Annotated in this window: 13 protein-coding genes, 1 pseudogene and 1 riboswitch; of the genes and pseudogenes, 8 read left to right on the top strand and 6 right to left on the bottom strand. The window is 34.0% G+C overall.

Annotated features, from left to right (window positions below):
- Positions 1–9 precede the first annotated feature (9 nt).
- The 6 genes from amaP to EGX70_RS01815 all read right to left on the bottom strand — a co-directional run bounded on the left by amaP (position 10) and on the right by EGX70_RS01815 (position 5,786).
- On the bottom strand, positions 10–591 hold the full coding sequence (amaP, locus tag EGX70_RS01840; protein WP_000033484.1) for an alkaline shock response membrane anchor protein AmaP: 582 nt from the start codon (positions 589–591) through the stop codon (positions 10–12).
- 14 nt (positions 592–605) lie between these two features.
- Positions 606–854 carry a GlsB/YeaQ/YmgE family stress response membrane protein gene (locus tag EGX70_RS01835; protein ID WP_000053321.1) on the bottom strand — a complete coding sequence of 83 codons (249 nt, stop codon included), beginning with the start codon at positions 852–854 and terminating at the stop codon, positions 606–608.
- A gap of 47 nt (positions 855–901) precedes the next feature.
- On the bottom strand, positions 902–1,147 hold the full coding sequence (locus EGX70_RS01830) for a GlsB/YeaQ/YmgE family stress response membrane protein (RefSeq protein ID WP_000523015.1): 246 nt from the start codon (positions 1,145–1,147) through the stop codon (positions 902–904).
- Between the two features lie 409 nt (positions 1,148–1,556).
- Positions 1,557–3,836 carry a DNA helicase PcrA gene (gene pcrA, locus EGX70_RS01825; protein ID WP_123947862.1) on the bottom strand — a complete coding sequence of 760 codons (2,280 nt, stop codon included), beginning with the start codon at positions 3,834–3,836 and terminating at the stop codon, positions 1,557–1,559.
- Between the two features lie 105 nt (positions 3,837–3,941).
- Positions 3,942–4,328 (bottom strand): PaaI family thioesterase, encoded by a 387-nt coding sequence (locus EGX70_RS01820; protein ID WP_000671267.1) that lies wholly within the window; start codon positions 4,326–4,328, stop codon positions 3,942–3,944.
- 132 nt (positions 4,329–4,460) lie between these two features.
- A complete protein-coding gene (locus EGX70_RS01815; RefSeq protein WP_000174081.1) occupies positions 4,461–5,786 on the bottom strand; it encodes a uracil-xanthine permease family protein in 1,326 nt (441 codons plus the stop codon).
- 307 nt (positions 5,787–6,093) lie between these two features.
- Positions 6,094–6,226, top strand: a riboswitch (glycine riboswitch).
- 156 nt (positions 6,227–6,382) lie between these two features.
- Here EGX70_RS01815 and EGX70_RS01810 point away from each other — a divergent pair.
- The 8 genes and pseudogenes from EGX70_RS01810 (at position 6,383) to EGX70_RS01770 (ending at position 13,276) form a co-directional block, all read left to right on the top strand.
- The gene (locus EGX70_RS01810; protein ID WP_000956716.1) at positions 6,383–7,729 is read left to right on the top strand and encodes a sodium:alanine symporter family protein; all 1,347 of its coding nucleotides are present in this window, start codon (positions 6,383–6,385) and stop codon (positions 7,727–7,729) included.
- A 63-nt stretch (positions 7,730–7,792) separates the two neighbouring features.
- Positions 7,793–9,028, top strand: coding sequence for a cation diffusion facilitator family transporter (locus EGX70_RS01805; protein ID WP_123947860.1), 1,236 nt, complete (start codon positions 7,793–7,795; stop codon positions 9,026–9,028).
- A gap of 158 nt (positions 9,029–9,186) precedes the next feature.
- Entirely contained in the window at positions 9,187–9,579 is a 393-nt protein-coding gene (locus EGX70_RS01800; protein ID WP_000781331.1) for a CidA/LrgA family protein, read from the top strand.
- Positions 9,560–10,255, top strand: coding sequence for an LrgB family protein (locus EGX70_RS01795; RefSeq protein ID WP_000224248.1), 696 nt, complete (start codon positions 9,560–9,562; stop codon positions 10,253–10,255). The genes EGX70_RS01800 and EGX70_RS01795 overlap by 20 nt, the downstream gene beginning before the upstream one ends.
- 68 nt (positions 10,256–10,323) lie before the next feature.
- Complete coding sequence (locus EGX70_RS01790; protein ID WP_000612517.1) at positions 10,324–10,947, top strand: DUF3862 domain-containing protein; 624 nt, start codon at positions 10,324–10,326, stop codon at positions 10,945–10,947.
- 284 nt (positions 10,948–11,231) lie between these two features.
- Entirely contained in the window at positions 11,232–11,510 is a 279-nt protein-coding gene (locus EGX70_RS01785; RefSeq protein WP_223297780.1) for an Abi-alpha family protein, read from the top strand.
- 385 nt (positions 11,511–11,895) lie between these two features.
- A pseudogene (locus EGX70_RS01775) lies at positions 11,896–12,595 on the top strand (S24 family peptidase).
- A gap of 54 nt (positions 12,596–12,649) precedes the next feature.
- Entirely contained in the window at positions 12,650–13,276 is a 627-nt protein-coding gene (locus EGX70_RS01770; protein WP_000438039.1) for a hypothetical protein, read from the top strand.
- Positions 13,277–13,339 lie beyond the last annotated feature (63 nt).

Raw genomic sequence — 13,339 nt, 5'->3', positions numbered from 1 at the left:
ATTAGACTCCTATTCTACACGACTTTTATTCGTCTTAGCATTTCCAACATTTTCTTCTTCAACTTGCTTAACAAATACTCTAGTGTTCATTTTCTTTTCCAACCCAAAGAATTCTTTTAAGCCAAGTTCAACATCACTTTGAATATGTTCAAGTTGTTCCGGTACATTTGTACGAGAAGTTAAAAGACCTTTAACATCAACTTTCACTTTTTTCTTATATAAATGAGCTGTCACACTAGGAGATTTCATCAAACCAGTTTTTAATACTTCTGTTTTAACAAATCCCTCTATTGCAGATTTTTTTAACATCAATTTACCAGTTTTATCAGCTAGTTTATACTCTGTGTATCGTCTTGGATAAAACAGAACTACCAATATAGCCAGTAAAACGATTACAAACAGCACTAATGCTCCCCAAAAGAAATAATGATACATACCAACGTCAATCGGTGATGGCAAATTAAAATCCCAATCTAACCAATTAAAAGATGGTAGATAAATGTGTTGTTTACTGATAACAGCTACAAATCCTAGTAGGGTAAGGGAGATTAGACCTAGTAAAGTATATAAACTTTTTAGTCCTTTTGACATAGGTAACTCCTTTTCTAGTTATTCATTTTACCTAGTACAAATGAAGTAACAATGACAACAATAATCGCACCTACGATTGAAGGAATCAAAGCCATACCTGCTAATTTAGGCCCCCATGTTCCTAGTAAACTTTGACCAACAAATGAACCAACTAAACCAGCTAAGATGTTAGCTATCCAACCCATTGATCCACCTTTGTTAGTAACAGCCCCTGCAATAGCACCGATAATAGCACCTACGATTAATGACCAAATTAAACTCATGATAAATACCTTCTCTTTCTTGACTAATCATTCCACTAGTTATGTAGTTATGATTTTTTGCCTAATACAAATGAAGTAACAATGATAACGATAATCGCACCTACGATTGAAGGAATCAAAGCCATATCTGCTAACTTAGGCCCCCATGTTCCTAGTAAACTTTGACCAACAAATGAACCAACTAAACCAGCTAAGATGTTAGCTATCCAACCCATTGATCCACCTTTGTTAGTAACAGCCCCTGCAATAGCACCAATAATAGCACCAACGATTAATGACCAAATTAAACCCATGATAAATACCTTTCTTCCTAAGTACATCTCAGTGTACAAACTTATTTTGTTCTTAACTAAATAACAAGAGTTTCTTAAGTGACCACTCGGCAATTAATTAAGTTGTTAACTATACTAATATTATACAACTTTATAAAGTGACTGCCAAGTAAAAAGCTTGGTAAATGCTTTTTTTTAAGTGACCACTTGATATTTAATCGATATTGTTATTATACTCTTTTTAGAGAATAATGCAAGAGAAACGCTTCTTTTTTTAAAATAGTATGGTCACTTTTAGAAAACGCTTTAATATCAACCTTTTTAGTAAGTAAAAACCAAATGATAACTTATTTTTTCTATTCAAATGATGCAAAAAGACTAAGAATACAATTCTTAGTCTCTGATTATTTAAGCATATAATAGAAGAAAGTTAGTTTTTCTTTTTGCTAATAGGAGCGACACTCGCTAATAATTTCTTTAACCCAATACCTGGAAAATTTATTTTTAACTCTTGAGTCTTTCCGCTACCTGAAACTTCAAGCACCGTACCGTCCCCCAATTTTTTATGAGTTGCAACATCACCAATCTCCCATGATGTCTCATGGCTATTGTTCGTGTTAAGAGCCTGGAGTTGGGCAGTTACTTGAGGTTGTGAATTACTTTTACGTGCTTGAAGCGCTTGTTGAAGACTCATTCCTTGACCAAATTGTGTAGGCTGTTCTTTTGAATATTTCACACCAAATGAAGAATTAACTGGTCGAGCTAACCCTTGATATTGTATCAGCTCATCATCAATCTCACGTATAAAACGGGTTGGTCTATTATAACTAGTTTTACCAAATAAAGTACGGGTATTAGCATTGGTAAGGAAAAGTATTTGTTCTGCTCTCGTAATCCCGACATAAGCTAAACGACGCTCTTCTTCTAATTCATCAGCATCCTCTATTGCACGCGATAAAGGAAATACTCCTTCTTCCATACCGATTAAGAAAACAACTGGAAATTCTAGACCCTTGGCAGCATGTAATGTCATTAAAGTGACCTCAGCCGTTTCAGTGGCGCTATCATCAGTATCTGCTATTAAAGCTAAATCATTTAAAAAACGCGATAGACGATCTAAACCAGTTTCACCCTCTACTGTAATCTCAGGGTTATCGTCAAAATTTTTAGTCACTGACAAGAATTCTTCAATATTTTCAATACGCGCTTGACTTTCTAATGTATTTTGAACTTGAAGTGCTTCTAGATATCCTGTCTTATCCAGTAGGTTTTCTGTAATCTCCGTCACAGTTAAACTATCTAGCTTACTACGTAGAGTCAAAATCAGATTAGCTAAATCCCAAACAGCTTGAGCAGCCTTCCCTTTTAAGGGCGACATCATGACATTTGAAGAGGCATCAAGAAGAGACATGCTCTGTTCATAGGCAAATGACCGTATTTTTTCTAAAGTTCCTGGCCCCACCCCTCTTTTAGGTTCATTTACAATCCGCTCAAAAGAAATATTATCAGAAGTATTTGCAAGGATATTGAGATAAGCAATAACATCTCGAATTTCTTTGCGACTATAGAATTTCGTTCCACCAACCATTGTATATGGAATATTTGATTTTAAAAGTGCTTCCTCAATAGTACGAGATTGCGCATTCGTACGATAAAGAACGGCAAAATCTTTGAAATTTTTTCCTTGTTCTCGAACGATGTTATCAATAGTTGATGCTACAAAAACGGCTTCTTCTTGCTCATTGTTAGCTCTATGATATACAATTTGCTCACCTTCATCATTTTGAGTCCATAATTTTTTAGGACGGCGATTTTTATTATGATTGATCACATTATTAGCAGCTTGAAGTATTTTCTTAGTTGAGCGATAATTTTCTTCTAATAATACAACTTTTGCTTGCGGATAGTCCTTTTCAAAATCAAGAATATTTTGCATATCAGCTCCACGCCATCCATAAATAGATTGATCGGCATCACCAACAACACAAATATTTTTGAAACGCGAAGCTAATAACTTAACTAATTGGTATTGAGCGTGGTTAGTATCTTGATACTCGTCTACATGGATATATTGATACCTCTGTTGGTAATAGGCCAAAACATCTTTATTCTGATCAAATAGTCGAAGTGTCATCATAATCAAGTCATCGAAATCCATGGCCTCACTTCTACGTAATTCCTCTTGATAAGCTTTATAGCATTTAGCAATTACCTGTGTATACATATCTCCGGCTTGCTTCTCATATGCAATTTCATTAAGAAGGTCATTTTTAGCATTAGAGATTGTACCTAAAATTGAACGTTCATTCCACTTTTTTGTGTCCAAATTTAATTGCTTAATGATTCGCTTCATTAAAGTACGCTGCTCACCTGGATCAACGATTGTAAAGTTACGATTATATCCAATATAATCAGCTTCACGACGTAAAATACGAACACACATACTATGAAAAGTTGCAATCAAAGTATCTTGGGTAGCTGGATTCAAGGCGATAGCACGTTCACGCATTTCACGCGCTGCTTTATTAGTAAAAGTAATCGCTAAAATATTCCAAGGATTAACATATTTTTCATCTATTAAATAAGCAATACGATGAGTCAGGACACGTGTTTTTCCAGAGCCAGCTCCTGCCATAATCAAAAGCGGTCCGTCTGTCGTTTGTACCGCTTTTGCTTGTTTATCATTCATTCCAATTATTAAAGGATTCATTTCTACTCCTAATTTTGTCAAAATTGCTTCTCTAGTATATCATTTTTTCATCTTTTTCCCAATAGAAAAAGGAGTTAAACAGACGCTGTCTAACTCCTACCTTTTTTACTTCTCTTTTCTTTCTCCAGTTACAAACATTGTAAAAATAGCAGTTGTAACCATTTCGCCTTTCTGATTTTTAATGTGAACATCAACGACTTTTGTAGTACGACCATTATGAACACAAGTACCGATGACAGTAAGCAGATCATCTAATCGGCCTGCCCTCAAATAGTTGATATTTGATTGTAGAGTTACCGCTTCATATCCTGTTGAAATAGCAACTAAACCACTGACTTGATCACACAGTGTAAACAAATAACCACCATGAGCATTACCATAATAGTTGAGCGAAGAGTCAACGACCTTCGTTGTTAAGGTAACTTGACCTTCTTCCCAGTTCTCAATTTCGTAATTCTCAAATACTTTTACTTGTTCTAAATTGAATTTCATTCTACTATAACCTCACTTTTTCTATGACCATTATAGCAGAAAATAAGGAAACCATAACTGTAAACGTTTTTATTTTAAACTTTTTAACTGACCTATCATAACAAAAGAGCTCAGATACTCTGAGCTCTTTTGTTATGATTTCATGCTTTCTTTTGGCAATATTAAATTTAATATAATACCCACTATAGCACTTAATGCTGTTCCTGATAAAGTTAGAGCACCTAGATCAAGGACTGCTCCACCGAGGCCTAAAACTAACATGGAACTGGCAATAATTAGATTACGAACCTCAGCAAAATTGACACGATTTTCAATCAACACTTTTAATCCATTACTTGCAATAACACCATAAAGTAATATAGCCATTCCACCAAGTACTGCACTAGGAATTGTAGAGATCAAAGCTGTAAATTTACCAAAGAATGAAAAAGCGATTGCAATAAAAGCTGCATTACGAATAACCGTTACAGAAGCTATACGCGTCATACCAATAACACCTGTATTTTCACCATAAGTAGTTTCAGCTGGTCCTCCTATAAGAGCAGAAAATGCGGTTGCTAAACCATCTCCAATTAAAAGACGATTTAAACCTGGTTTTTTTAGAAAGTTACGCCCACAAATCTGACCTAAAACTGTATGATCACCGATATTTTCAGCAATCGTTACAATTGAGATTGGAAGGATTGCAAGCATTTCTGGTCCAAAGTAAAGTTTATAACTGTGAAATAAACCTGTCTTAAACGGTAAATAGAATTTTGGTAATTCAAACCAGGCAGCTTTTTCAACTGGAGATAAATCTACCAAGCCAAGAATGATTGATAAAATATAACCTCCAATAATTGCAAATAAAAATGGAATAATCTTGATAAAACCTTTCCCTTTAGTATTGATAAAAGCTGCAATCAAGAATGTAACAACAGCAACTAGCATTTTACGCCAATCACCTTTAGCGACAAAACCTGCATTAGTTACAGCAGAGTTTGCCAAACCTAAACCAATAACAATAATCATAGGTCCAATGATTATTGGTGGCAAAATCTTATCAACCCATGAATTTCCTACGAACTTAATAACCGTCGCCACAACGACATAGATTAGACCTACAAAAAGAATACCTGTTTGAGCAGCCGAAATATCGCCATGCATTTGTTTCATGGCTAATGCCATAGCTGTAATATAAGCAAATGATGAGCCTAGGTAAACAGGGACTTTAAATTTTGTCGCAACTTGATAAATGAGCGTTCCGCAACCAGAAGCAAATAAAGCCACTGATACAGGCATCCCTAAAATAAGCGGAACTAATATCGTAGCTCCAAACATGGCAAAAACATGTTGAAAACTTAACAACAAACCTTGAAATAATTCTGGTTTTTCATCGATATCTAGTAATAAGTTAGTAGAATGTACTTCCTTATCTACTAGAATTTGATTACTTTCACCTTTAGCATTTAAAGTCATATCTAAACTAGTCCTCTTGGGCATACAAAAAAGCCCACTTTCTATAGCAATATAGTCATAGGCTTTATTTTTTTCCTGATGTTTTTCTCACCTCACGGGATGAGTTTAAAAACCTACGCTGAAAGAATTATAGCATAAGACATTTTAGAAAACAAGACTTTTTTGAAACTATATTGACAAAACTATGCTTTTTCATTATGATAGTTAACATAATAAAATATACCGAATGACGTCATTCAGGAGAAGAAAGTTAGACTTTCGCCGAAGGAATTACACTCTCAGGTGTCTTAAGACAGGACTGATTGACAGACGGACTTCTGGAGAGACCTATAAGTAGCAACATCTTTATATTGACATCAAGATGTGCTCTAGGCGCCGAAGGGGCAAGAAGAGTAAAACAACTCCTCCAATCTCTCAGGCAAAAGGACAGAAGCTAAAAGCCAATATTAATAATGAGTAGTAAGCTTATTAAGTTTACTACTACCTTTATTTGTGCGCTTTTTAGCTAGCATCTTTCAGAAGTTATCTCTTTTAGAGATAACTTTTTTCGTTTCATTACAGAATCCATAGGTATGTCATGTATCAAAGGAGAACATATGCTAACACTTTTTACTCATATCAATAGCTTCGTTTGGGGTCCACCTTTACTTGCTTTATTAGTCGGAACAGGTATTTACCTATCATTTCGCTTAGGTTTTATTCAATTGAGACAACTTTCTAGAGCTTTCAAATTGATTTTCCGAGAGGATAACGGGCAAGGAGATATTTCAAGTTATGCTGCCCTTGCAACTGCTCTTGCTGCAACGGTAGGGACAGGTAATATCGTTGGTGTGGCTACGGCTATTAAATCTGGAGGACCAGGAGCTTTGTTTTGGATGTGGGTAGCCGCCTTTTTTGGAATGGCAACAAAATACGCAGAAGGATTATTAGCTATCAAATATCGCACAAAAGATACTAATGGAGAAATTTCTGGGGGACCAATGTACTACATTGTCAATGGAATGGGACAAAAATGGAAACCATTAGCAGTCTTTTTTTCTGCAGCAGGTATCTTAGTAGCTCTTTTAGGAATAGGGACATTCACTCAAGTCAATGCAATTACCTCTTCTCTTGAGCATACTTTCAAAATATCAACTAGATTTACCAGCCTCATTCTTGCTGTTATAGTATTATTTATTATATTTGGAGGTATAAAATCTATTTCAAAAGTTTCAGAAAAAATAGTGCCTTTTATGGCTATAAGCTATATTTTAGCAACTCTGATTATTATTGCAGTTAATTACAATAAGATTCCACATACTTTCCAACTCATCTTTAGCGGTGCTTTTTCTGGGACAGCAGCCATTGGTGGTTTTTCTGGAGCTATCGTTAAAGAAGCAATTCAAAAGGGAATTGCTAGAGGAGTTTTCTCAAATGAATCTGGATTGGGTTCTGCTCCAATAGCTGCAGCAGCAGCTAAAACAAAAGAACCTGTTGAACAAGGGCTTATTTCAATGACAGGAACCTTCATTGACACTATTGTTATTTGTACTTTGACAGGGATTGCAATTTTAGTTACAGGAAAATGGCTAGAATTTGATTTACAGGGTGCTCCATTAACACAAGCATCTTTTAATACCGTATTTGGCTCACTAGGTAGTTTTGCTCTAACCTTCTGCCTTGTCTTATTTGCTTTTACTACTATTTTAGGATGGAGCTACTACGGAGAGCGTTGCTTTGAATATCTATTTGGGACTAAATTTATTAACGCTTATCGTATTATTTTTGTCATTATGGTTGGCTTAGGTGGTTTCTTACAGCTCGATCTTATTTGGGTTATCGCTGATATCGTTAATGGTTTAATGGCTTTACCAAATCTAATAGCTCTCCTAGTTTTGTCACCAATTATTGTTAAAGAAACACAGAAATATTTTTCAGAGACTAAAAATATCACTAAGCCTTGAACTTACTAGTTTTATAGTCTGCTCCTAAGTGATATAATGTGTAGATGAAAGGAAATTAGGAAAATGGCAACTTCTACTGAAAACTTACAACTTGCAAAAAGAGGGCCTATTATTAGTATCATTGCCTATATAACACTGGCAGTCGCTAAATTAGCTGCAGGTTATTGGTTTGATGCTACTTCACTTGTAGCAGATGGATTTAATAACTTATCTGATATCTTAGGAAATGTAGCACTCTTAATTGGTTTACACTTGGCTAGTCAACCAGCCGACTCAAACCATCGTTTTGGTCACTGGAAAATTGAAGATTTAGCAAGCCTGATCACCTCTTTTATCATGTTTGTTGTAGGTATTCAAGTTTTTATTCAAACTGTCACTAAGATTATTAATAATACTGATACTAACATTGATCCTCTAGGTGCTATAGTAGGTGCTATATCTGCTCTTGTTATGCTTGGCGTTTATCTCTATAATAAACAATTATCTCAAAGAGTAAAGTCTAGCGCTCTGGTTGCAGCTTCTAAAGATAACCTTTCTGATGCTGTGACATCTATCGGCACATCTATTGCTATCATTGCAGCTTCTCTAAATTTTCCTATTATTGATCGTTTAGCTGCTATCATTATTACTTATTTTATTCTTAAAACAGCTTATGATATTTTTATAGAATCTGCTTTCAGCTTATCGGATGGTTTCGATGATTATCAATTAAAACAATACGAAAAAGCTATATTAACAATTCCTAAAATATCCGCTGTAAAATCTCAACGTGGACGTACTTACGGTAGTAATATTTACCTTGATATTGTTCTCGAAATGAACCCTGATCTCTCAGTCTTTGAAAGTCATGCCATTACCGAAAGAGTGGAAAAACTACTCAGTGATAAATTTTCTGTATATGACATAGATATTCATGTAGAACCCGCTTCTATTCCAGAAGACGAAATTTTCGATAATGTTTACCAAAAATTATACAAAAATGAAAAAATCATCCTAGCAAAAATTCCCGGTTATGAGACCTTTATTAGCCCTGACTTTTATATGATTAATGAAAAGGGAAATATTATCACTTCTGACATGCTTACTAATGCTACAAATCATTCATTGGCAAGCAACTTTAAATATTTCAATGTAAAATCAATTAGTCAAAAACCAAAACTTGTGTCTTATGAATTGGAAGGTAAACGACATACTAGTATTTGGCGCCGTAATGAAAAATGGTTCTTAATCTACCATCAAATAACTGCCAAGTCAAGTCCGTATAAAACGAGACGATATCAAATCACTTCCCTTGATTAATATACTATTTAATCAGTTACTCTTGATAAAAATAGCTTACAAAAATAAATTAAAAAGATTGAGAAGGATCTCGGTCTTTTTAATTTGTTTTTATGTAAACGTTTCATAGCCTTGAAAATTACTTTCAGAGTAGTAGACTATAATGGAAGGAGTTTTTCATGAAATTATACGTTCAATTAATGGTTATTTTAACCTTTTCATTCGCTGGTGAGGTTCTATCTACTATATTCAACTTACCTGTACCAGGTAGTATTATTGGATTAATATTACTATTCCTAGCGTTAAAATACAAAATCATCAGGCTCAGGCATATTGATGCCGTGGGGAATTTTCTATTAGCAAATATGACCATTTTATTTTTACCACCAGCAGTTGGACTGATGGAGCACTTTCAAGACATAAAGCCCTATCTTTTTGGAATAGCTATCATTATCTTAGGAGCGCTATTTCTCAATATTCTAACTATTGGACTGGTATCCCAATGGATCAAAAAGAGATATGAAGGAGATTATCCAGAAATTGGAGGTAAAAATGGCAACTTTAACGAATAACCCTATCTTTGGTATTATGTTAACCGTATGGGCGTATTACATTGGCATAAGGATTTTTAGAAAATATCCTTCCCCTGCAACAACTCCACTTCTTTTGGCGACTATTTTATTAATTGCTTTTTTAAAATTAACACATATCTCCTATAAAGATTACTACAATGGCGGTTCATTTCTAACGATGTTAATTACGCCTTCAACGGTTGTATTGGCTATTCCTCTCTATAGAACCTTTCATTTAATGAAGCATCACATTAAAAGTATTAGCATTAGCATCATCTTAGCTTCTGTTATCAACACAGTTTTTACCGCAATAGTTGCTAAGTTTTTTGGTATGAAATATTTCTTAGCAATCTCACTTTTCCCAAAGTCCGTAACTACAGCTATGGCCGTTGGAATTACAAGTAAAGCAGGTGGATTAGCTACTATCACTCTGGTCGTAGTTGTTATTACAGGCATCTTAACAAGCGTTTTGGGTCCTATTTTTCTAAAATTATTAAGGATAGAAGATCCTGTTGCTATAGGGCTCGCGCTAGGAGGAACTGGGCATGCTATAGGAACTGGACAAGCCTTAAAATATGGCCAAGTTCAAGGCGCCATGGCTGGACTAGCAATTGGTATCACAGGGATTTGCTATGTTATTGTCAGTCCTTTAGTTGCAGGCTTAATATTGAAATGAGGATAAGGAAAGTAAACCCAAAATAATTATGTTATAATATTTAAAAATAGAATTTAGGATAAATAATTATGATACCGTTAAAAAAAATAACTGTTGGAACGATTGTCTGTCTCTCATTTTTGGGTTTAACAGCATGCTCTTCTTCAAATACTCAGCAAACCTCTACTTCAAAATCAAATGTATCACAACATAAAAATATCAAAGCTGACCACGAAGAATTACGTTTGAAATTTAATAAAGTAAAGTTAGGGGTTAAAGCAAATAACTTTAAAGGAGGCACTAGTCTCGCTGAATTAAAACAATTATTTGGTGGCGAACCAAATGAAAAATTTGATACACCAGCGGGAAATGTCACTCTTAAAGGCTATCGTTGGAATGTCGATGATATCTCCATCACTATACAATTATTAAACGATAGTAGCATTGTTCGTTCAATTAGTAATTTTAAGTTTATTCGTGATGCCAACATCACAACAAAAGATTATAATAGTTTAAAAAATGGCATGTCATACAATAAAGTAAAAGAACTTCTAGGAGAACCTGATGATATTTCTCAAGCAGTTTCTTCAGATAAAGAGGAACTACAGGCTGCATGGATTAGTGGCATCCAGTCGTCAGACAGTGATCCGGGAATTAACCTTACATTTGAAAATGATAAACTCACTAACAAACAACAGCATGGTTTAAAATAAAAAGGCATTAACGCCTTTTTATTAATACCTTAATTACTTATTAGAAATATTTTATTACACAATGGTTTAATCTTAGTACCTTAACTTAGCCCCTTAATGGTCATACTAACTAATTATGATACTAACTTACACAGATTTCAAACTAATTCTTCCTTATTTGTCAACCCTGGTTTTACTTATCAGAAATGAGGAGAATCAGTTTGTGAGGCAAGATTGGAGATAAACTAATATAAAGCCTATAACATAAAGCTTTATGGAGCATCTATTATACATATTAAGAGCATATTGCTAGTCATGTATTTGTAGATAATTTAGAAAAAAATGATATAACAATTCAAAGTTCATCATTAACTAACTTAGAAAGACTAGGACTAATTCAAATTAATTACAAAGCACATGTAAATAAGAAAGAATATTACAACATTCTTAATAACAGTTTTATCATTAAAAAGAACAATGAATTAAAAGAACAAAACAAAAGAGTATTAACAAATCTAGGAATGATAACTCTTACTTTATTTGGTGTTAGATTTTCAAAAACTTGTTTACCTGACGTTTCGTAATATTTTGATTTCTTCTAAAATTTGAGCTCTCATTGTTTCATTCAGTTCTTGTTAATCAATATCGATTTTTGTCATAATTTCTACTACTTTTTTGAAGACTAGTTTTGAGCAAAAGATAGATACAACAAATGAAACTATTGATGGTATAATTAGTGAATAAATAAACTCCATATCTTTCTTCCCTACTCCCACTCGGGAGTTTTTGTTTTGCTTAATTCCTTAAACTTGATTATATTATACTATGACTTAAATCGTATTTATAAATAATTTTCGATAAAAATCGTATTTCTCAAAAATATTATTTGCAAATACGATTTAAAACGGTATTATATAAGTATAAAAATTCGAAAGGAAAAAATTATGACAGGAGGAAGATCCTCAAGAAATAGAGACATTAAGGTTCTTTTCGAGCAACCTAAATGATTTGCTCAATGAAACAAGTACAAAGCAAGTCGAACTCTCAAAGGCTACAGGAATACCACCAAGCACTCTTACAGGTTATGTTAAAGGAACACCTTTACCTATTCCAGGTAACGTACAAAAAATAGCAGATTATTTTGAATTAATGAAGTCTGATATAGACCCAAGATTTGCTCCTCGTAAGAAAAATCATGAACTCAAAATTCCTACTTCTCCGCTCGTTAACAAAATTACTAAGGCGGTTGTAGAATTAAATGTTCACGCAAACAACAAGTACTAGATTATGCTACAGAGCAACTAAAAGAGCAAAAAATAAAATAACCTCCATAGAAGAAAAGTTGTACGAATATAAGGTATATGAAAAACTCTCTGTATGATGAGCAATTAGACTATGATTTTGCTTCTTGGTTCTTCGGTGATTCAATGGAACCGGCTTATCTTAATGGCGAAGTTGCACTAATAAAGCAAACAGGTTTTGATTACGATGGAGCTATATACGCTATCGAGTGGAATGGACAAACTTAGATCAAAAAGTATATAAAGAAGAAGACGGTTTAAGATTGGTATCTATAAATAAGAAGTACAAAGATAAATTTGCTAGTTGGAGTGAAAATCCAAGAATTATTGGAAAGATTGTTGGACACTTTACACCAGAAGAATATTAGTATTAAATAATGTGCAATGCCTGATCCACGTAAAAAGCTGGTAGGGAGATTTTTATGGAACAATCTGAAAAGAAAGTTTTGGCTATTATTGCAATTGTAATTGGCGCAATTGCGTTAATTAGCTCATGGATGCCATTCATTAATAACGGCTCGTTTGTTATCGCTATAATTGCGTTAATCATTGGAGTTTTTGCGTTATTTTTTAATAGAAAACGCAAAAAAACACTAACTTATGTTAGTATCATTATTTCAATTTTAGCAATGATAATTGTTCTAGTTACACAATCAATGTATGGTAAAGTGATTGATACCGCAAGCAAATCATTCGATAAAACATCTAAATCATACGAAACCTCTTATAGCAAGTCTTCTTCTATCGAAGCTTCTTCTTCTAGAGCAAAAGTTAAAAATGCGGACACTAAATTCAAATGGTCAGAATCTTATTTTAATTCGTTAGTCAAAGGTCAGACAACTTACGACGAAGTTGTTGCAAAAGTTGGGAAACCTAATAGCGTATCTGACAGCACGGACTACGATATCGAAACAGATGCTGAGGTACCTTCAAAAGATTGTGGTTGGGACTTGAATGATGGTTCGTACTATGCAAACGTATCTATTCATTTTATTCAAAAAAATGGCGTACTAGTTATTGATTCTAAATCAAGCAACGGATTAAAATAAATGATAAACAAAAAGCCCCACGCTCAAATTTTGGTCAAGGAAAGCGTGAGGCAAGATAATATA

Source organism: Streptococcus sp. FDAARGOS_522 (genome assembly GCF_003812445.1).
Lineage (GTDB): Bacteria > Bacillota > Bacilli > Lactobacillales > Streptococcaceae > Streptococcus > Streptococcus agalactiae.
This window is presented reverse-complemented; position numbering and strand designations above follow the sequence as displayed.

Excerpts from the sequence above, each read along its gene's own strand:
- EGX70_RS01810 (WP_000956716.1), top strand. The coding sequence starts at position 6,383 with ATGCTAACACTTTTTACTCATATCAATAGCTTCGTTTGGGGTCCACCT.
- EGX70_RS01800 (WP_000781331.1), top strand. The coding sequence starts at position 9,187 with ATGAAATTATACGTTCAATTAATGGTTATTTTAACCTTTTCATTCGCT.
- pcrA (WP_123947862.1), bottom strand. The coding sequence starts at position 3,836 with ATGAATCCTTTAATAATTGGAATGAATGATAAACAAGCAAAAGCGGTA.
- EGX70_RS01795 (WP_000224248.1), top strand. The coding sequence starts at position 9,560 with ATGGCAACTTTAACGAATAACCCTATCTTTGGTATTATGTTAACCGTA.
- EGX70_RS01815 (WP_000174081.1), bottom strand. The coding sequence starts at position 5,786 with ATGACTTTAAATGCTAAAGGTGAAAGTAATCAAATTCTAGTAGATAAG.
- EGX70_RS01790 (WP_000612517.1), top strand. The coding sequence starts at position 10,324 with ATGATACCGTTAAAAAAAATAACTGTTGGAACGATTGTCTGTCTCTCA.
- EGX70_RS01770 (WP_000438039.1), top strand. The coding sequence starts at position 12,650 with ATGGAACAATCTGAAAAGAAAGTTTTGGCTATTATTGCAATTGTAATT.
- EGX70_RS01830 (WP_000523015.1), bottom strand. The coding sequence starts at position 1,147 with ATGGGTTTAATTTGGTCATTAATCGTTGGTGCTATTATTGGTGCTATT.
- EGX70_RS01820 (WP_000671267.1), bottom strand. The coding sequence starts at position 4,328 with ATGAAATTCAATTTAGAACAAGTAAAAGTATTTGAGAATTACGAAATT.
- EGX70_RS01805 (WP_123947860.1), top strand. The coding sequence starts at position 7,793 with ATGGCAACTTCTACTGAAAACTTACAACTTGCAAAAAGAGGGCCTATT.
- amaP (WP_000033484.1), bottom strand. The coding sequence starts at position 591 with ATGTCAAAAGGACTAAAAAGTTTATATACTTTACTAGGTCTAATCTCC.
- EGX70_RS01835 (WP_000053321.1), bottom strand. The coding sequence starts at position 854 with ATGAGTTTAATTTGGTCATTAATCGTAGGTGCTATTATCGGTGCTATT.